We start from the raw sequence: 19,537 nt of genomic DNA on the forward strand, positions 1-19,537 counted from the left end.
GTTACTATGTTAACGGATTGGTATTTTTTTATTTTAGATTTGGGGGATAAGTATGAATGTAACAATCGAATCAAGCGGAAATCTTGTAATTGCATATTTATACGGCGAAATCGACCATCACACCGCTGTTGATATTCGGGACAAGATTGACAACGCATTGAGTTTCATCAAACCACATCATCTTATTTTGGATTTTAAGAATGTGACCTTTATGGATTCCAGCGGAATCGGTCTTGTTATGGGAAGATATAGGTTGTTGATGAATTTTCACGCAAGCCTCGAAATCCGCAATGTCACAAAGCAAACCAAAAAACTTATGGAGCTTGCGGGACTTGGCTCAATTGCAATCATTAAGGAAATATAAGGAGAAAAAGGATGAAAATAAAAAACGAATTTAAGTTGACTGTTGACAGCAAAAGCGTAAACGAGAGTTTTTGCAGGGTAGTGGTTACTGCCTTTGCGTCTGCTCTTGACCCGACAATCGAGGAAATCACCGATTTAAAAACCGCCGTGTCCGAAGCCGTTACCAATTCAATAGTTCACGGCTATGCCGACACTTGCGGAAAGATTTACATAACAGGTCAGCTTTTAGAAAACGATGTGATAAAAATTAAAATCAAGGACAAGGGCAGAGGTATTGCCGATGTCAGCGAAGCAATGACACCGCTTTACACCACAGGCGGAAGTGACAGAGCAGGGCTTGGCTTCACTGTAATGCAGTCGTTTTGCGACAGAGTCAGCGTCACTTCATCACTCGGAATCGGCACAACGGTTGTTTTAACTAAAAAAATCAGCGGTCGTACAAAATGGTAACAAAAAACAGAAATGAAATGATTGAGGACAATATCGGGCTTGTTCATTCTATTGCCAAACGATTTAAGGGCAGAGGAGAGGAATATGACGATTTGTATCAGGCAGGCTGTGTAGGTCTTATCAAAGCGGTTGATAATTTTGATGAATCAAAGGGCTTTCTGTTCTCTACCTATGCCGTTCCCGTCATAATGGGCGAAATTCGGCGTCTTTTTCGTGACGGCGGAGCTGTCAAAGTTTCTCGCTCGTTGAAAGAAAAATCTATCAAGGTGCAGGCTATCAGAGAAAAGTTCATCAAAAAAGAACTTCGAGAGCCGACTCTCAGCGAATTATCCGAACTTTGCGGAATAGAAACGGAAGAATTGTCCGAGGTGCTTAATGTAATCAACCCCGTTGTTTCTTTGAGTTGCACAACAGAGGACGGCGACGAAACAATCGACATTCCTGTTGATGATACGGACAAGTTGTTTGACAGATTATCTGTTCATCACGCAATCAAGGATTTGTCAAATGATGAACTTTTATTGATAAAATATAGGTTTTATGAGGGCAAAACGCAGTGCGAATCAGCCAAACTTTTGGGAATATCACAGGTGCAGGTATCTCGCCGAGAAAAACAGCTCCTTGCAAAATTAAGAACAAGACTTGAATAATATTCATAAATTATATATTGAATATTAAAAAATAATTTGCATTTGTTTTTCATTTATGGTATAATAAATCATTATATTATATTTTTTCGAAGGGAGAACATATGCAAAATATTAATATGGCGTTGTCATTCAATGACCTTGTTGAAAAGGTCGACGGATGGGTGTGGGGATGGCCTCTCATCATTATCATTTTGTGTGCCGGTGTGTGGCTCACAGTCAGAACAGGCTTTGTACAGGTTAAACATCTTGGCAAAGCGCTCAAATTTATGGTTAAAAATGAAGAAAACGGCGAAGGTGAAGTATCATCATTTGCGGCACTTTGTACAGCACTTTCCGCAACTATCGGCACAGGTAACATCGTAGGCGTTGCAACGGCTATTTGCCTCGGCGGTCCGGGCGCACTTTTGTGGATGATTTTAGCCGCATTTTTCGGTATGGCAACCAAGTATTCCGAGGGCTTTCTTGCTATTAAGTACAGAGAGAAAAAAGAAGACGGTCACTATATCGGCGGACCTTTCTATTACATAGAAAAAGGTATGGGCAAAAAATGGAAATGGCTTGCAAAGCTTTTTGCATTTTTCGGTATCTTTGTAGGTCTTATGGGTATTGGTACTTTTACTCAAATCAATGGTATTACTTCCGCTATTCAAAATTTCTTTGACCCTCACAGAGAGCACATTGCCTTTTCAATCGGTGAATACAGCTATTCTTGGGCAGTCGTTATCGGCGGTATCATTGTTACCGTTTGCACAGCTCTTGTTGTCCTCGGCGGTATCAAGAGAATTGCCAAAGTTTCGCAGATTATCGTTCCGTTTATGGCAATCATTTATGTGCTCTTTGCATTGATAATCGTTATTACTCATATCAAGAATATTCCTTCAACGGTTGTTTTGGTATGCAAATCCGCTTTTGCTCCGGAGCCTGTTATCGGTGCTCTCACCGGTATAACAATTAAGGTTGCTATGCAAAAGGGTATAGGCAGAGGTATCTTTTCAAACGAAGCAGGTCTCGGTTCCGCTCCTATCGCAACAGCTGCCGCAAAGACAGATGACACGGTTCGTCAGGGTCTTGTTACAATGACAGGTACATTTATCGACACAATCGTAATTTGTACTCTCACAGGTTTTTCAATTCTCGTTACAGGTGCACAGGACAAGTTCATTGTCGGTGAATTTGAGGGCGTAAAAATCACAACCGAAGCGTGGAAAACAGGTCTTCCGTGGAACGCAAACTTCTCGGCATTCGTTCTTATGATTTGCCTTGCATTCTTTGCGTTCACAACTATTCTCGGTTGGAACTATTACAGCGAGCGTTGCCTTGAATACCTCACAGGCAGCAAAAAACTCATTATTCCTTATAGAATTTTGTACATCGCTTGCGTATTCATCGGCCCGTACCTCACAGTTGCCGCTGTTTGGAACATTGCCGATATATTCAACGGCCTTATGGCTTTTCCAAACCTTATTGCACTCTTTGCCCTCTCCGGAGTTGTCGGCAAAGAAACCCGTGATTATTTCAAAAAGAAAAACCACGAGGACATAAAAGACATCGCAAGGCAAAATAAGTAAATAGCATATAACAAAGACGGCTTTAGTGTAAGTCGTCTTTTTCTTATGCTTATAGTTCTTGCTTTTTAGATATTAGTATGATATAGTAAATTTAATAGACTATGTTATAATTTTATTTTAAAGGGGACTTTAACAATGAAAAAAGTTATTAGTTTATTAATGTCGTTTGTAATGCTTTTTAGCATTATATCCGGAGTTAACCTGAGTGCTTATGCAGAAGAATCCGCAACTTCCGGCAAATGCGGTGACAATGTTTATTGGTCTTATGATATAACAACAAACACTCTCACGATTTCCGGTACAGGTGCAATGTATAATTATAATGGCGATGCATCTTGGGATGAATACTGCGAAGACATTTTGACGGTAAAAATAGAAACCGGTGTAACAACAATTGGAGAGTGTGCATTTGAAGATTGCAGAAGTTTAACAAGCATAACAATTCCAAACAGTGTAACGACAATTGGATGGAGTGCATTTTCACATTGCAGTAGCTTAACAAGTGTGAAAATTCCGGACAGTGTAACAACAATTGGAAAGCGTGCGTTTTCTGATTGCAGTAGCTTAACAAGTGTGACAATACCAGACAGTGTAACAACAATTGTAGAGTGTGCATTTTTTGATTGCAGTAGTTTGACAAGTGTGACAATACCAAACAGTGTAACAAAAATTGGAGATAGCGCATTTAATGGTTGCAGTAGTTTAACAAGTGTGACAATTCCAAACAGTGTAACAACAATTGGAAATTATGCATTTCAATTGTGCTTTAGTTTAATAAGTGTGACAATTCCAAACAGTGTAACGACAATTGGTGAATATGCATTTTATTGTTGCAGTAATTTAACAAGTGTGACAATTCCGGACAGTGTTACAACAATTGGAGAGTGGGTATTTAAAGATTGCAAAAGTTTAACAAGTATTGATGTTGCTTCCGACAATTTAAATTATTCATCAGAAGATGGAGTGTTTTTTGACAAAAACAAGTCAAAATTGATTCAATATCCGGCAGGTAATCAAAGAACAGAATATACAATACCAAACAGTGTAACAACAATTGGAGATAGTGCATTTTGTGATTGCAGTAGCTTAACAAGCATAACAATACCAAACAGTGTAACAACAATTGGAAGTGAAGCATTTTATGATTGCAGAAGTTTAACAAGTGTGACAATACCAAACAGTGTAACAACAATTGGAGTTTGTGCATTTTCGGGTTGCAGTAGTTTAACAAGTATTGATGTTGCTTCCGGCAATTCAAATTATTCATCAAAGGATGGAGTGTTTTTTAATAAGGATAATTCAATATTAATTCAATATCCGGCAGGTAATCAAAGAACAGAATATACTATACCAAACAGTGTTACAACAATTGGAGAGTGGGCATTTTATGATTGCAGAAGTTTAACAAGTGTGACAATTCCAAATAGTGTTACAACAATTGGCGAGTTTGCATTTATTTATTGCAGTAGTTTAACAAGTGTGAAAATTCCAAATAGTGTAACAACAATTGGGAACTATGCATTTGGGGGTTGCAGTAGTTTAAAAGATGTTTATTATTCAGGTTCAGAAGAGCAGTGGAAAAAGATTTCAATTGGCTCTTATAATGATGATTTGTTAAATGCAGAAATTCATTACAATTACTTACTTCCGGATCCACCTGAAACAGGTGGTTCAACAGGAGGCACAACAGGTGGATCAACAGGTGGCGGAGGCGGAGGCTTCGTTCCTGTACCTGCTCCTGAAGAAACAGACAAAAAGGATGACGACAAGAAGCCTGAAACAAAGCCAAACGAAACAACTCCTGCACCAAGCACAATAAAGAAGCCGGCAACAGTTGTTGCAAACAAGCCACAGGCAAAGCAAAAGGCTGTTGTTGTAACATGGAAGCCTGCAAAGAATGTAGATGGATATGAGGTTCAGGTTGCCACAGACAAGAAGTTTAAGAAGAACAAGAAGTCTGTAAAGGTTAACAAGAAAAATGCAAAGAAAAAGACTGTTAAAAAACTTAAGTCAAAGAAAAAATATTATGTTCGTGTAAGAGCATATAAATTAGCTAATGGCAAAAAGGTTTACGGCAAGTGGTCAAAGATTAAGTCTGTAAAAACAAAATAAACCTATTAAGGCTCCTCTTACTTGTAAGGGGAGCTGTCGCACTTTATATGCGACTGAAGGGTTATAAAAGTAAGCGGTGCACCAATATAAAAGAAAAAGCGACATAGTTCAAAAGAACCGTGTTGCTTTTTTGTGCCTTGTTTAATGCGTGATTTTGCAGATAATTTTATTCTACTGTAACAACTTTTGCCAGGTTTCTCGGTTTGTCGACATCAAGTCCCTTGTCAGCCGAAACATAATATGCAAGCAGTTGCATTGCAACAACAGCCGGTATTGCCATAAAGTCGTCATTGAGATTTGGCAAAATAAAATCAGGATTGATGTCTTTTGTCTGAAGTCCGTCTTTTACAAAGCTGATAACCGTTGCTCCTCGTGACTCAACCTCTCTTATGTTCGAGATTTGCTTTGACATCAATTTTTCTTGTGTAAGCAGAGCTATAACAGGAGTTTTTTTGATTATTAACGCAATTGTGCCATGCTTCAATTCGCCCGATGCAAATGCTTCCGAATGAATGTAGCTGATTTCCTTTAGCTTCAATGACGCTTCAAGCAGAGCAGGGTAGTCAAGTCCTCTGCCAATCATAAATGTGTGCTCCGCAGTGAGCAAAGATTGCGACAGATGATGAATTTCGTCCTTGCGTTGAAGTATGTCGTCAACGGCTTGCGGAATTTTTTCAAGTTCGTTTACAAAACTTTTTGTTTCGTCCTCGTTGAAGCAACCACGCAAAAGCGCGGTTTTTGCAGTAATCAAATAGAACACCGCAACTTGAGTTGTGTACGCCTTTGTTGATGCAACAGCAATTTCAGGGCCGGCATTTGTGTAAATGACATTGTCGCTCGTCATTGCTATTGATGAACCTTTGACATTGACAATCGAAAGTGTTTTTGCTCCCTTTGATTTTGCGTATTTCAACGCTTCAAGGGTGTCTATTGTTTCACCGCTTTGCGAAACGCAGATAACAAGCGTTTTGTCGCTTACAATCGGGTCGCAATACATATATTCGCTCGCCATATAAACATTTACAGGAACAGCACAGGCCTTTTCAATCAAATGTTTGCCGATAAGCCCTGCGTGCATAGCCGTGCCACAGGCGATAACCGTGATGTTTTCACATTCCGTAAAAATGCTGTCGTCAACCCCGTCAGCCGAAAAATCAGGCAATCCGTCTTTAATTCTTGAACGGATTGTTTTTTCAATAACTTCCGGTTGCTCGCTGATTTCTTTTTCCATATAAAACGGATAGTGCTTTTTGCTTGAATTGTTGATGTCCCAATCAAGCTCAAGCATCTTCACATCAACCTTGTTGTCCTGAAAATCCCTTACTTCAATACCGTTTTTGCTGATTTCTGCAATAGTCAGTTCAGGCAAAACAAAGTATTCCTTGCTGTATTCGCCGATAGCTGTGATGTCGGACGCAATGTATGCACCGTCATCATTCACACAGCACACAATAGGGCTGACATTTCTGACAGCATATATCACATTGGGAATGTCATCAAACATAATTCCAAGTGCAAATGTGCCCTTGATTTCTCTGACCGCCTTGATAATAGCTTCGCTCGGGTCACTGCCAATGTGATAGTAATTGTCAATCAAAGCGGCAACAACTTCGCTGTCCGTCTGGCTTTTTAGCTTTCCTGCAATACCGAGTTGGTTCTTTATTGAAGCGTAATTCTCAATAATTCCGTTGTGCACAAGTGTTACATTGCCGAATTTGTGCGGATGAGAGTTTGAATCACTCACACCGCCGTGCGTTGCCCATCTTGTGTGCCCAATGCCCGTGTTGCCCTTGATGTCTTTTGATTTTTCATCAAGCCTTTCAACTCTGCCCTCGCATTTTGCAACGATAACCTCGTTGAGCGTGTCGTTGAAAACAGCAATTCCTGCACTGTCGTAGCCTCTGTATTCCAGGGTTTTAAGCCCTTTGATTAATTTACCTCTTGCGTCTGTATATCCTGTGTATCCGATAATTCCACACATAATCATTCCTCATTTCTTATTATAACTGTATGATTAAATCAAAATTTTATACTTAATATTGCTTTGTGAAAAAGGATTTGTTGCTTCGTTGCCGAAGTTTTTGCCTTTTTCTACGCACCAAAGCGTACGAAAGAGCATCCGCCGAATATTTCGATAACTCTTTTCCTCGTCAACCCATAGGGTTCAGGCGCTAACTGTGGCCGAAATTACAGCCGACAGCTTTATATCATCAATAATTAAGTGCAAAATTATCACGCATTAAATTTTCAAGGTACATCCTTGCGGATAAATACTATTTACCACAAAGAAATGTAAATGTCAACCGAATTAACAGTTTGTTTATAGAATTATTAATGATTTGGTAACATTAGAAAGATTTTCTCTGCCTCTCGGAGCAAGATAGCAAACATCTTCAATTCGTATTCCAAACTTGCCCGGAATGTAAATTCCGGGTTCAATTGATGTAACATTACCTACTTCATAAGTGTCTTTGCTTCTCGGTGAAGCGTTGAATCCCTCGTGGATTTCTATTCCCAAGCCGTGACCTAAACCGTGTCTGAAATATTGTGCCATATTCTTTTCGTTAAGGACATCATAAGCCGCCTTGTAAACATCGGCACATTTAACGCCTGCATTGAGTGCCTTTATGCCTGCAAGTTGTGCGTTGAGGACAAGCTCGTACATTTCTTTCATCTCGTCACTTGCACTGCCTACTGCAACGGTTCTTGTCATATCACTGTGGTAGCCTTGGTAGGTTGCGCCAAAGTCAAACAGCACAAACTCACCGCTTTTGATTGTGTTTTCACTCGGAATTCCATGAGGCATAGAAGTTCTTTCACCCGCAAGCAAAATTGTGTCAAAACTCACTCCGTCAGAGCCTTCTTTTGCCATAAGATAGTCAAAATATGCCGCAAGTTCTTTTTCTGTCTTGCCCGGCTTAACATGGTTGAGAAGCTCTATAAATGCCTTTTCTGCAATTTGATTTGCCTTTTTCATCATAACGATTTCTTCGGCATCTTTTCTGTTTCGTTCTCTCATAAGCAGGTCGCCGAGTTCAATCATTTGAGCATTTTTGCAGTGCTTCTTTATATTTTCAAATGCTTTGAGAGAAATTGTGTCGCTTTCGTACACAATGATCTCCGACTTGCTGTTATTTATGATTTTTGCAAGTTCTTCATAATAGCTTGATTTGAACTCAATAACTTTAAGTCCTGTTTTCTTTGCATGATTTTCGGCAGTTTCTGTGTATCTTGAATCAACAAGATGAAATGCGTCACCGTTCTTGAGCACAATAACTATTCCTTCGCTCGGAGAAAATCCGCACAGGTAGTGCATATTTGCTTCATCTAAGAGAACAAGTGCATCTGCTCCCTTTCTTTTGAGTATGTTTACGCATTTTTCGATATTTTGCATTTTTTCACCTCATAAAATATGTGATATTTGTATTATAAAACTTAAAAGATTTTATGTCAATTTATTGACTTTATATTTTTAATATGCTAATTTATTATTATTAGTCTTAAGGAGAAGTATATGGAAAAGTATCTTATTAACCCAAACCAAAAAATTGCAAAAATCAATAAAGATTTGTACGGTCATTTTTCCGAACATCTCGGCAGATGTATTTATGAGGGCATTTTTGTCGGTGAAAATTCAAAAATCCCAAATGTAAACGGTATGAGATGCGACGTTGTAAATGCTCTTAAAGAAATGGGAATACCAGTTCTTCGTTGGCCGGGTGGCTGTTTTGCGGATGAATATCACTGGAAAGACGGAATCGGTGACAAATCACAGAGAAAGAAAATGATTAACACACATTGGGGCGGTGTTGTTGAGGATAACTCTTTTGGTACTCACGAGTATTTTGAACTTTGTCGTCAACTTGGCTGTGATACATATGTCAACGGCAATGTCGGCTCGGGCTCTGTTCAGGAGATGAGTGAATGGATTGAATATATGACATTTGACGGTGTTTCTCCGATGGCAGAACTACGCAGAAAGAACGGAAGCGAAAAGCCGTTCAATCTCAAATATTTTGGCGTTGGCAACGAATCGTGGGGCTGCGGCGGAAATATGGACCCTGAATATTACGGTTGCCTTTTTAAGCGTTATAATACCTATTGCCGTGATTATGATTCAAAGAAGCATATCAGCCGAATTGCGTGCGGACCAAACTCTTGCGATTATAAATGGACAAGAGAGGTTATGGATAAAGTTAAGCATAATGCAAACGGCATTGCACTGCATTATTATACCGTTCCGACAGGCGATTGGGGGCACAAAGGCTCTGCTACTGTTTTTGACAAAAACGAATATGATTCAACTATTTGCAAGGCTTATAAGATGGAAGAACTTATCACAAATCACCTTGCAGTTATGGATAGCGTAAATCCTGAAAAATGGGTTAAGCTCATCGTTGATGAGTGGGGCACTTGGTATGATGTTGAGGAGGGAACAAATCCCGGATTTTTGTATCAGCAAAACACTATGCGTGACGCTATTGTTGCAGGTCTTACTCTCAATATTTTCAACAAGCATGCCGATAGAATTATGATGGCTAATATTGCTCAAACCGTTAATGTACTTCAGTCTGTTATTCTTACAGACGGTGAAAAAATGATTAAAACGCCTACTTATTATGTTTTCAAGATGTACAAAGAGCATCAGGAGAATACTCTTCTCGGCTCATATATCACTACTCCTATGCTCAATTCTGTAAATGATAAAAAAGATTTTCCACAGCTTTGTGAATCTGCTTCTGTTGATGAAAACGGAACTGTTTATTCAACAATTACAAACAATTCATCAACAAAGTCTGCAAAAATCAAGTGTCAGGTTGCCGATACAAAGGTTGAAAGTATAACTGCTGAAATTCTTACGGGCGAATGCCACGAAAAGAATGATTTTGAGGAAACCGAGAATGTAAAAACCGTTCCGTTTACTGATTTCAGAAAACTTAAGGATGGCTTTACGGCAATAATTCCTGCTTGCAGTGTCGTAAAATTTGTTATTAACAAGTGATGGATAATAATTGCAAAAGATGTTTGCTTTTTGAAGCGGGTCAAAATGTGACATATAATCAAATTCAGGATTATATCAAAACAATAGACGCTTCGGAAAAGGTGAACGATGAGGTATATAGTCATCGCTTGTCAATGTGTAAAAAATGCGACAACTTGATTTCGGGTATGTGCCTGAAATGCGGTTGTTATGTAGAGGTTCGTGCAATTTTGAAAAACAAGAATTGTCCGAATTTTGATGATAAAAAATGGTGAAACGAGGAAATAATTATGCAAAGAATTGCAGAATTTGAAAAAGTCAGCTTTGAACAATTTGAAAAGGATTGGCTCAAGGCATATCCTGAAACAGAGGATGTAAAATCAATTTATGACAGCATCAAACTTCCTGTTCGAGCAACAGTCGGCTCGGCTGGTTACGATTTTTTTGCACCTGCCGATATAACAATCAAAACGGGTGAGTCAACTCTTATTCCGACAGGAATTCGTGCAAAAATCAATGAGGGCTGGGTGCTCAGCATTTTTCCTCGTTCGGGTCTTGGCTTCAAGCATAGAATCGGACTTGATAACACAGTCGGCATTATTGATGCCGATTACTACGGCTCATCAAATGAGGGACATATTATGGTCAAACTTTCGTGCACTGCTCACGATGACGGTCACAGCGTTACCGTAAATGCAGGTGATGGCTTTTCACAGGGCATATTCACTCAATTCGGTATCACAATGTCTGATTCTGTTGACGAAATTCGTGACGGTGGTTTTGGCTCAACAACAAAGTAAATAAACATTTAATGTAATTTATTTGTTTTTGTTGTAGTGTTATAATATATTACTTGTATTTATTTTGCTTTAGTGGTATATTACCATTTGAATTATTTGTAAATTAAAGGTGAAGTAATGGGATTTTTAGGAAAAAGATTTAAGGAAGCAACAGGACTGAATATAATAATTGTTGGTTGCGGAGTTGTCGGAACTGCTCTTGTTGAACAGCTTGTGGTTGAAAATCACGACATCACTGTTGTTGACACATCGCCTCAAAAGGTGCAGAAAATCACTGATACATATGATGTTATGGGTGTTGTGGGCAATGGTGCGTCTTTTAGTGTTCAAAAAGAAGCCGGCATTGTTGACGCTGATCTTATCATTGCCGTAACCGATTCGGATGAACTTAATTTGCTTTGCTGTACTGTTGCATCTCGTGTCGGTCATTGCTCAACAATTGCCAAGGTGCGTAATCCTGAATATTCACATGAACTTAATCATATCAAGGATAGACTCGGTCTTGCAATGATTGTTAATCCCGAATATGAAGCATCTCGAGAAATATACAAAATTCTTTGCTTGCCTACTGCACTTGAGGCAACCTCGTTTGCTCACGGCAAGGCTGACCTTGTAAAAATCAGAATTCCTCATGGCAATATCCTTGACGGTATGACTATTGCACAGCTTGGCAAAAGCACAAATGATGTGCTTGTTTGCGGTGTTGAAAGAAATAATCAAATCTATATTCCAACAGGTGATTTTGAACTAAAAGCCGGTGATATGCTTTCGTTTGTTGCGCCTGCGAAAAAGGTTTCTGATTTCCTGAAGCAAATCGGTTTTAAAACAAATAAGGTTAAAAACACTATGATTATCGGTGGCGGTGACGCAGGATATTATCTTGCAAAACGATTGTCCGATAACGGAATTGATGTTTGCCTTATTGATAAAGACAAAGAGCGTTGTGAGGAAATTGCAACATTGCTTCCAAAAGTTGTTGTAATCAATGGAAACGGTGTTGATGAGGACTTGCTCAACGAAGAGGGACTTCAAAGCGCCGAATCATTCGTCACTCTTACAGGTTCCGATGAGGAAAATATCCTTCTCACTGTTCATGCAAAGCAGTTTTCTAACGCAAAACTTGTTACAAAGATTAACAGAATCAGATTTAAAGATGCAATAAATACCCTTGATATCGGTTCTGTAATTTATCCTCGTTATATAACAAGTGAGGCAATTATTGCTTATGTAAGAGCAAAGAGTGCTTCCAAAGGCTCAAATGTTGAAACCTTGTATCATTTGTTTGACCATAGAGTTGAAGCTGTAGAGTTCAAGATTGACAAGGAATCAAAGGTTACCAATGTTCCTATTATGAAACTTAAACTTAAAGATAATCTTCTTATTTGCTTCATTTTCAGAAGGGGCAAGGTTATCATCCCGTCAGGTCAGGACTGTATTTTGCCGGGTGACAGCGTTATGATTGTTACAACTCATACAGGTTTTAATGATATTAGTAATATTCTTGCTTAAGGATAGTTATTTATGAACGGTTCAATTATAAGAAAAATTCTCGGCTATGTCCTTGTTTTGGAGGGCGTGCTCTTGCTTATGCCGGGCCTTGTGGGTTTGTATTATCACGAGGAGGAATATAAGACTTATCTTATATGTGCAACAGTTACTTTTGCTATAGGAGCTGTTGTTGCCTTTAAGAAAACTAAAAATAATGTGTTCTATCTTAAAGAGGGATGCACGGCAACGGCACTCAGCTGGATTGTGCTTTCTGTGTTCGGTGCTGTTCCGTTTGTTTTAACAGGGGAGATACCGCATTTTGTTGACGCCTTGTTTGAGACTGTTTCAGGTTTCACCACAACCGGTGCAAGTATTCTCACGGATGTTGAGGCTCTTTCACATGCTTCTCTGTTTTGGCGTAGTTTTACTCACTGGATAGGCGGTATGGGTGTTCTTGTTTTCTTGCTTGCCGTTGTTCAAATGACAGGCGGTTCAAATATGAACCTTATGCGTGCAGAGAGTCCGGGTCCTTCGGTTGGTAAACTTGTTCCGAAAATGCGCTATACTGCAAGAATTTTGTATGCTTTGTACTTTATTCTTACTATTGTTGAAATTGTGTTTCTTGTTTGCGGTGATATGCCGGTTTTTGATGCTGTTACCGCTTCACTCGGTACAGCCGGTACAGGTGGCTTCGGTATCAAAAATGATTCCATGGCAAGTTATTCGCCATATATTCAATGGGTTATCACAATTTTTATGGCACTTTTTGGCGTTAATTTTAATTTCTATTATTTCCTTGTGCTTCGTCAACTTGGCAAGGCACTCAAAATGGAAGAAGTCAGAGCGTACTTTGCTGTTATTATTACTTCAATTGTTGTAATTTGCGTAAATACAGCAGACCTTTATACAAACATTGCCGATAATATTCGCACATCTGCATTTCAGGTTTCTTCAATCATCACAACGACGGGTTATTCAACCATAGATTTTGATACTTGGCCGTCACTTTCAAAGGCGATATTGGTGCTTTTGATGTTTGTCGGTGCTTGCGCAGGAAGCACAGGCGGTGGTATCAAGGTGTCACGATTTGTTGTTGTTATTAAAACAATCAGCAAGGAAATTCAATCATATCTTCACCCAAAGAATATAAAGAAGATTACGCTTGACGGTAAAATTGTTGAGCACGAAACCTTGCGTTCAACAAATGTATTTATAATCACATATTTTATAATTTTTGTTGTAAGTATGCTTTGCGTTTCGCTTGAAGATTACGACTTGGTAACTAACTTCACTGCAATTGCCGCAACGCTAAACAATATCGGACCGGGTCTTGAACTTGTCGGTCCGGCACAAAACTTTTCGCAGTTTTCCGATTTGTCAAAAATTGTGCTTGTTTTCGATATGCTTGCAGGCAGATTGGAATTGTTCCCGATTCTTCTTTTGTTCAGTCCTCGCCTTTGGCTTGATACTATAAAAAGAAAAACCGCTCGTAAAATCAGAAAAAAATAATAAAAAATCGCAGAAGCCTCAACACTTCTGCGATTTAGTTTTGTTATGCTGCAACATCATACCAATTTTGTTGCACATCTTTTATTTTTCTTGCACGCTCTTTGTGGCGTGCTTTTTCCTTTTTTGCTTGCTTTTCTTTGCTTTCCTGAACAAGCAGAAATATACTGCCAATCACCAAATAAATGCAAAGTTCAATGATGAAAAATATTCTTTGTCCGTCTTTTGAAACCGATAAAAACAGATTGAACGGAACTATCATAGCCACATATCCTGCAACAAGTGTTATTATTGAAATCAAAACGCCTTTTAATATATCTTTTTTGTTCATAACTAAATCTCCTTTTTCATTTTGCAATGTGTATTTTTTGTCTACATTTGTATTGTAAAACAAAGAAGATTCAATTACAATAGGGTAGATAGTAAGAGTCCTGATTTTGGTACTTATAATACAAAAGTTCTATAAAATTATTGACTTTATTTTTTCAACTGCTGACGGAATATCGGAGATTTTTACTGCTGACGGCACAAATACAATTCTTAATGCTCCGTTTTCGTTTGAGACAATGTTTGCACTTATTCCGTTTTGTTCAAATATTGATGTTTCTTTTTTGAATGGTATTTCTGCCTTGACTTGCAATCCGTTTTCGCTCAATTCAATTTTTGAATCGGGCAAAACTCTTTGAAGTTCATCACAAAAATATTTTGCTTTCGCTGTGTATAACCTGCGGACTTTTCGTGCTTGCGAGTTGATGTGCCCGTCACGGATGTATTGGCACAATGCAATTTGCTCGGTCTTGCTTGCGGTTTGCGAAAACCTGTTCTTGCATTTTTGAAATTCGTTTGCAAGCTCTTCGGTAAGCACCATAAAGCTGATTCTGATACCCGGTATAAGCACATTTGAAAAACTGCCCATATAGATTATGTTCTGTGCATTAGACAAGGCAAAAAGGGAGGGGATAGGCTTTGTTTGATACAAAAAGTCGCTGTCAAAATCGTCCTCAATTACAAGACTGCCACGCTCCTTGCTGTATTCAACAAGTTCAAGTCGTCTTTTGATTGGCATAACATTTCCGTACGATGTCATATGTGATGGTGAAACATAAATTATGTCGGCGTCCTTGTTCCTTGTTTTGACTTCAAATCCGTAATCTGCAAATAAATTCATCCCCTGCACAAAACTTTTGTCAGGAAAAGATACAGTGCCTTTGTTCTTGATAAGCGAACACAGAATATACAAAAGAGATTGAACGCCTGCACCGACAACAATTCTGTCAGATGATGCCGAAACATTTCTCTTTGCTCGGATATAGTCGGACAAAACTTCTCTCAAATCGGTTTCGCCCTGAACATCACCGTAAGATAACAATCGTTCTTCCTGTCGGAGTGCACTTTTTATATATCGTTGCCATAGTTTAACATCAAAACTTTCCTCGTCTGCATCACCGCTTTTCAGGTCGTATAATATCTTACTGTTTTCCTTGGTGTGTGATGTTGCTTTTGGAACAATGTTTTTTTGCTCGGTGACATAATATCCGCTTTTTGGGGAAGCTATAACATATCCGTCAGCTTGTAATTCAAAATAAGCATTTTGGATTGTTGTTTTGCTCACGGGCAAAAGCTGTGTAGCGGCTCTAACCGAGGGGAGTTTGTCACCCGCTTTGAGTTGATTTGTCAGTATGAGTTTTTTGTAATAATTATAAATCTCTATGTATTTTTTCATATCTGTACCTTAAATTATTTGCATATTTGCCTATATGATTAATGCCAAAAATATTATATAATATATAGAATAAAATTTCAATAAGGAGATAGTGTTTATTGCACTTTGTGTATAATTATGGCTGATATTATTTATACGCTTTGCGGCGGAACATACATTAATATAACAAACAAATGCCCTTGCAGATGCACTTTTTGCATCCGTTCACAGGGCAATGCGGTTGGCGATGCGGAAAATCTTTGGTTTTACGGCAACGAGCCAAGCCTTGACGAAATAAAAAAAGCTGTTGATGCATACGGATTTGAGAAGATTGATTCTGTTTGTTTCTGCGGATATGGCGAGCCTACCGAACGCCTTGATGTTTTGATTGCAACTGCAAATTATTTGAGAACAATCAATCCGTCAATCAAAATCCGTATCAACACTAACGGTCTTTCGGATTTGATTAACGGCAGAAGCACCGCCAAAGAAATCGGCGAAGCGTTCGACATTGTTTCTGTTTCACTTAACGACCCTGATTCCGACAGCTACGATGCCGTTACAAGAAATATTTATCCGACAAAGGCTTTTCCTGCACTTCTCGAATTCACCAAGGAATGTGCAAAGTATTGCCCTGAGGTTCATATGAGCGTTGTTGATGTTATCGGTGAAGAAAACATCGAAAAGTCAAGAAAACTTGCCGAATCCCTCGGTGCCAAATTCATTTGCCGTTCATTTGATGAGGGCAGATAAATCACCAAACATAAGACTGCAATCTTTTCAGTAGGATTGCAGTCTGTTTTTGTTTATGTATAAAAATTTGTTTGATTTGAGTAATCAAAACATTGTTTTCCGATTATTTTTAATTCTTTTCTAATATAATTTGTCATTTGCAGTTTTTGCATCATAATAATAACTTGAAAAGTTGCTTTTTCATTATCATTCTCCTTTTATATTATAGTCTGGTTCTGCATAGCTTCTCCATTGAATAAATTTAAAGCATTCAAAATGTTTTTTAGGTGTGTTGGTTACATAATAAAAGCTAGGAATATAATCGGCTTTTAATGTGCTGTTGAATTTCATGCTTAGTTTATCTATATACATATCGTCATATGTATATTCTTTATCATAAAAATAAAAACGTGCAACATCGTTTTCAAAGCATTTTAAAAATTGCTTTGAATCATCTTTTGAAATTATATATTTGTAATCAAGATTATTTTTATCGTAGTAGTTTATTATATTCTCCGTGTCAAGGTAAATCCCGATAATTCTTTGGTCAACATTTTTTTGCAACCATTCTGTGCACCAATTTTGGATATCGTCAAATTGATAATCGTCATAATAACCTTTTTTATTTTTGCTCACAATAAAATGTCTGTTGTTATATTCATATTCAAACGAAAAATCAATCCAAACCGTTTTTGTTAAAAAGATTTCATATTCTTCCTGTACAGAATGGGCTTGGTTGTATTTAATTAATTTAAACTCTTGCGGATTTGCGTTGTATTTCTCGCAAAGATATTCCAAGGATTGTTCTTTTGCAGAATCAACATCAGTTTTGCGCATGTGTTGTTCAATCAAAAAAATTCCCAATATCAACATTACAACGGCAAACAAAACAGCAAAGATAATTATTATTTTATTCTTTTTAGTCATATAATCACTCCTTTTTCCATTGTAGCAATCCAACCTTCACCGCCAAAAGTAATATTTGCTTTTCCGCTAAATGGATAAACAGTAATTGTTGCATTTGAATTGTATTTAATTCCAAATACCCAAGTTGTTTTAAATTCACAATAGCATTCAAAATAATTTCCAAAATATTTTATTGTTCCCGATACATCATCGTCAAAATTAACAGCTCCGCTATCATCTTTTACTTGCAAGTGTCCTTCAAAATTTATTTTATTCGTTGAATAAATTTCAAATTTTATTTTGTCATTACTGCTTTCCCCGTTACTATATTGATATATAATATAGTGATTTTGAACATTTTTTGTATTAGCTTTTACTTGTAATATATTGACTGTAAAATTAGAAAATAATAAAACAATAGACAGCGTCAATGATAAAAGTTTAACATTAATATTTGTAAAATGCTTTTTCATAATTTTTTTCTCCTTCTTTTTGTTATTTGAGTTTTGGCTGTGTTATTTAATTTGTTTTTTTCTTATTAATAATTATTTCATAGTTATTTTTGTAAATAAAATGTATCCCAAACGCTATATACATATTTATTTCGGTTATGTTTTAGATTTTTGTATAAATAGAACGAAGATAATCTATCGTTTTTTATACCGATTATTTTTAATTCTTTTCTGATAGAATTATCAATAATATCGCATTCGTTTTCTTGTTTGGAATAGTCATTTCTTTTTATAGATTCATCATAAAACAACGCAAAGTTATTTATTCCTAAATTACCTGAAAAATAATCATATAGAAATGTTTTGATTTCGTTTTTTGTCAAAACATTATTCTTGTATGATTTTTGAAACCTTATTAATTCATAGCTATCTAATGGGATCCCTACTATTCTCTTATCAATATTTTTTTGTAGCCATTCGGTACTCCAATTTTCAATATCCTCTAATTGATAGTCATCATAGAACCTGCCCTTGTCCCTGTTGACAAAAAAGAGTCTGTCGTTATATTTGTATTCGAATGAAAAATCAACCCATTTCGGTTTCATAAAAAATACTTCATACTCTTTACTTCTCACATATGATTGATTGTGATCAACAAGCTCAAACTTTGTAGGCGACTCTTTGTATTTTAAAGATAAATATATTTTTGCCTGCGCAACGACAACAGGATAAGCAAACAGATTTGCAAGAGTCAGCAAAATTATCGCTAAAAAAATGATTTTTATTGATTTTCTTTTTTTATTATTTTTGATAATTTCTTCAGCCATGCAATCACTCCTTACGATTTGTTATCGTTACAATAACTGTAATGATTTTCCTTTTTTATTCTCCTATACTATTTAATACCTTGTACCAGCTCATCCATGAATAGTTGCTGCTTTTGTTGTTAACATATTGATAAATTATATAATTGTTTTTAAATGTTTGCATTTTAGCACTTGCGTTATATGGAATAAATATAAAATTTAGAATAAATATAAAATTTAAAAAAATTATAATTGATAATAAATAACATATTTTGTTTTTCATTTTTTATCCTCCTCATATGTTTTAATGATAGTATGTTGTCCATGCATCAATTCCTTTAATGTGTTTATATTCTTTGTGCTTCTTTTGAGATAAATATATTATGTTTGTATGAGTCATTCCAATTATTTTTAATTTTTTTATAATTGCATTACTTAATTTTTTCTTTTCTGATTTTATATCATCATCTTGAATTAATGATTCGTCATAAAAAGAAGCCATACAATAATAATCATCATTATAAGGATATAGAAAGAAATAATTTAAAAATTCTTTTGTATCATTTTCAATTAATTTTCTATTATTAAATTCTTTTTGATATTTTCTAATATGGTCACTATCTAAATCTATTCCTATAATTCTTTCATCAACATTTTCTTTGAGCCATTCTGTGCACCAGTTTTCAATATCCTCTAATTGATAGTCATCATAGAACCTGCCCTTGTCCCTGTTGACAAAGAAGAGTCTGTCGTTATATTTGTATTCGAATGAAAAATCAATCCACACAGGTTGCGTAAAAAACACTGCATATTCTTTGCTTCTTACATGCGATTGATTGTGGTCAACAAGCTCAAATTTTGTGGGCGACTCTTTGTATTTTAAAGATAAATATATTTTTGCCTGCGCAGCGACAACAGGATAAGCAAACAAATTTGCAAGAGTCAGCAAAATTATCGCTAAAAAAATTATCTTTATTGATTTTCTTTTTTTATTGTTTTTGGAAATTTTTTCAGCCATGCA

General features: G+C 36.9%; 20 protein-coding genes. 11 read left to right on the plus strand and 9 right to left on the minus strand.

What is annotated here, in order from left to right:
* Positions 1-52: 52 nt before the first annotated feature.
* The 5 genes from B5D29_RS03140 to B5D29_RS08675 all read left to right on the plus strand — a co-directional run bounded on the left by B5D29_RS03140 (position 53) and on the right by B5D29_RS08675 (position 5,143).
* Positions 53-364: an STAS domain-containing protein gene (locus tag B5D29_RS03140; RefSeq protein ID WP_078768125.1), complete on the plus strand. Its 312-nt coding sequence runs from the start codon at positions 53-55 to the stop codon at positions 362-364.
* An 11-nt stretch (positions 365-375) separates the two neighbouring features.
* Positions 376-813 (plus strand): anti-sigma F factor, encoded by a 438-nt coding sequence (gene spoIIAB / locus B5D29_RS03145; RefSeq protein WP_078768126.1) that lies wholly within the window; start codon positions 376-378, stop codon positions 811-813.
* Complete coding sequence (locus B5D29_RS03150; RefSeq protein ID WP_078768127.1) at positions 807-1,463, plus strand: sigma-70 family RNA polymerase sigma factor; 657 nt, start codon at positions 807-809, stop codon at positions 1,461-1,463. Before spoIIAB ends, B5D29_RS03150 begins: the two co-directional genes overlap by 7 nt.
* 116 nt (positions 1,464-1,579) lie before the next feature.
* Positions 1,580-3,031 carry an alanine/glycine:cation symporter family protein gene (locus tag B5D29_RS03155; protein WP_078768185.1) on the plus strand — a complete coding sequence of 484 codons (1,452 nt, stop codon included), beginning with the start codon at positions 1,580-1,582 and terminating at the stop codon, positions 3,029-3,031.
* Between the two features lie 135 nt (positions 3,032-3,166).
* Complete coding sequence (locus B5D29_RS08675) at positions 3,167-5,143, plus strand: leucine-rich repeat domain-containing protein (RefSeq protein ID WP_078768128.1); 1,977 nt, start codon at positions 3,167-3,169, stop codon at positions 5,141-5,143.
* A 166-nt stretch (positions 5,144-5,309) separates the two neighbouring features.
* On the opposite strand, the gene glmS is transcribed toward B5D29_RS08675, so the two are convergent.
* The gene (gene glmS, locus B5D29_RS03165; protein WP_078768129.1) at positions 5,310-7,124 is read right to left on the minus strand and encodes a glutamine--fructose-6-phosphate transaminase (isomerizing); all 1,815 of its coding nucleotides are present in this window, start codon (positions 7,122-7,124) and stop codon (positions 5,310-5,312) included.
* A gap of 339 nt (positions 7,125-7,463) precedes the next feature.
* Positions 7,464-8,537 (minus strand): M24 family metallopeptidase, encoded by a 1,074-nt coding sequence (locus tag B5D29_RS03170; protein ID WP_078768130.1) that lies wholly within the window; start codon positions 8,535-8,537, stop codon positions 7,464-7,466.
* A 120-nt stretch (positions 8,538-8,657) separates the two neighbouring features.
* Between B5D29_RS03170 and B5D29_RS03175 the strand changes: the two genes are divergently transcribed.
* From B5D29_RS03175 to B5D29_RS03195, 5 genes are all read left to right on the plus strand, one after another.
* Positions 8,658-10,145: an alpha-N-arabinofuranosidase gene (locus B5D29_RS03175; RefSeq protein ID WP_078768131.1), complete on the plus strand. Its 1,488-nt coding sequence runs from the start codon at positions 8,658-8,660 to the stop codon at positions 10,143-10,145.
* The gene (locus B5D29_RS03180) at positions 10,145-10,399 is read left to right on the plus strand and encodes a DUF6171 family protein (RefSeq protein ID WP_078768132.1); all 255 of its coding nucleotides are present in this window, start codon (positions 10,145-10,147) and stop codon (positions 10,397-10,399) included. Before B5D29_RS03175 ends, B5D29_RS03180 begins: the two co-directional genes overlap by 1 nt.
* A 15-nt stretch (positions 10,400-10,414) precedes the next feature.
* A complete protein-coding gene (locus tag B5D29_RS03185; protein WP_078768133.1) occupies positions 10,415-10,924 on the plus strand; it encodes a dUTP diphosphatase in 510 nt (169 codons plus the stop codon).
* 117 nt (positions 10,925-11,041) lie between these two features.
* A complete protein-coding gene (trkA, locus tag B5D29_RS03190; RefSeq protein WP_078768134.1) occupies positions 11,042-12,433 on the plus strand; it encodes a Trk system potassium transporter TrkA in 1,392 nt (463 codons plus the stop codon).
* 12 nt (positions 12,434-12,445) lie between these two features.
* Entirely contained in the window at positions 12,446-13,921 is a 1,476-nt protein-coding gene (locus tag B5D29_RS03195; RefSeq protein ID WP_078768135.1) for a TrkH family potassium uptake protein, read from the plus strand.
* Between the two features lie 43 nt (positions 13,922-13,964).
* On the opposite strand, the gene B5D29_RS03200 is transcribed toward B5D29_RS03195, so the two are convergent.
* Both B5D29_RS03200 and pdxR read right to left on the minus strand, forming a co-directional pair.
* Positions 13,965-14,249: a hypothetical protein gene (locus B5D29_RS03200; protein ID WP_078768136.1), complete on the minus strand. Its 285-nt coding sequence runs from the start codon at positions 14,247-14,249 to the stop codon at positions 13,965-13,967.
* A 129-nt stretch (positions 14,250-14,378) separates the two neighbouring features.
* Positions 14,379-15,641 carry a MocR-like pyridoxine biosynthesis transcription factor PdxR gene (gene pdxR, locus B5D29_RS03205; RefSeq protein ID WP_078768137.1) on the minus strand — a complete coding sequence of 421 codons (1,263 nt, stop codon included), beginning with the start codon at positions 15,639-15,641 and terminating at the stop codon, positions 14,379-14,381.
* 117 nt (positions 15,642-15,758) lie between these two features.
* Here pdxR and B5D29_RS03210 point away from each other — a divergent pair, with 117 nt between their 5' ends.
* Positions 15,759-16,373 carry a TatD family nuclease-associated radical SAM protein gene (locus B5D29_RS03210; protein WP_078768138.1) on the plus strand — a complete coding sequence of 205 codons (615 nt, stop codon included), beginning with the start codon at positions 15,759-15,761 and terminating at the stop codon, positions 16,371-16,373.
* Between the two features lie 186 nt (positions 16,374-16,559).
* Here the strand turns inward: B5D29_RS03210 and B5D29_RS03215 are convergent, their stop codons facing one another.
* The 5 genes from B5D29_RS03215 to B5D29_RS03235 all read right to left on the minus strand — a co-directional run bounded on the left by B5D29_RS03215 (position 16,560) and on the right by B5D29_RS03235 (position 19,534).
* Positions 16,560-17,279, minus strand: a complete 720-nt coding sequence (locus B5D29_RS03215; protein ID WP_078768139.1) for a hypothetical protein — start codon at positions 17,277-17,279, stop codon at positions 16,560-16,562.
* Positions 17,276-17,731, minus strand: a complete 456-nt coding sequence (locus tag B5D29_RS03220; protein WP_078768140.1) for a hypothetical protein — start codon at positions 17,729-17,731, stop codon at positions 17,276-17,278. The genes B5D29_RS03215 and B5D29_RS03220 overlap by 4 nt, the downstream gene beginning before the upstream one ends.
* Before the next feature lie 83 nt (positions 17,732-17,814).
* The gene (locus tag B5D29_RS03225) at positions 17,815-18,537 is read right to left on the minus strand and encodes a hypothetical protein (RefSeq protein ID WP_078768141.1); all 723 of its coding nucleotides are present in this window, start codon (positions 18,535-18,537) and stop codon (positions 17,815-17,817) included.
* A gap of 55 nt (positions 18,538-18,592) precedes the next feature.
* Entirely contained in the window at positions 18,593-18,799 is a 207-nt protein-coding gene (locus B5D29_RS03230) for a hypothetical protein (protein ID WP_078768142.1), read from the minus strand.
* Positions 18,800-18,820: 21 nt separating this feature from the next.
* The gene (locus B5D29_RS03235) at positions 18,821-19,534 is read right to left on the minus strand and encodes a hypothetical protein (protein WP_078768143.1); all 714 of its coding nucleotides are present in this window, start codon (positions 19,532-19,534) and stop codon (positions 18,821-18,823) included.
* Positions 19,535-19,537 lie beyond the last annotated feature (3 nt).

It is taken from the genome of Eubacterium coprostanoligenes, assembly GCF_900167205.1.
In the GTDB taxonomy this organism is placed as follows: domain Bacteria; phylum Bacillota; class Clostridia; order Oscillospirales; family Acutalibacteraceae; genus Eubacterium_R; species Eubacterium_R coprostanoligenes.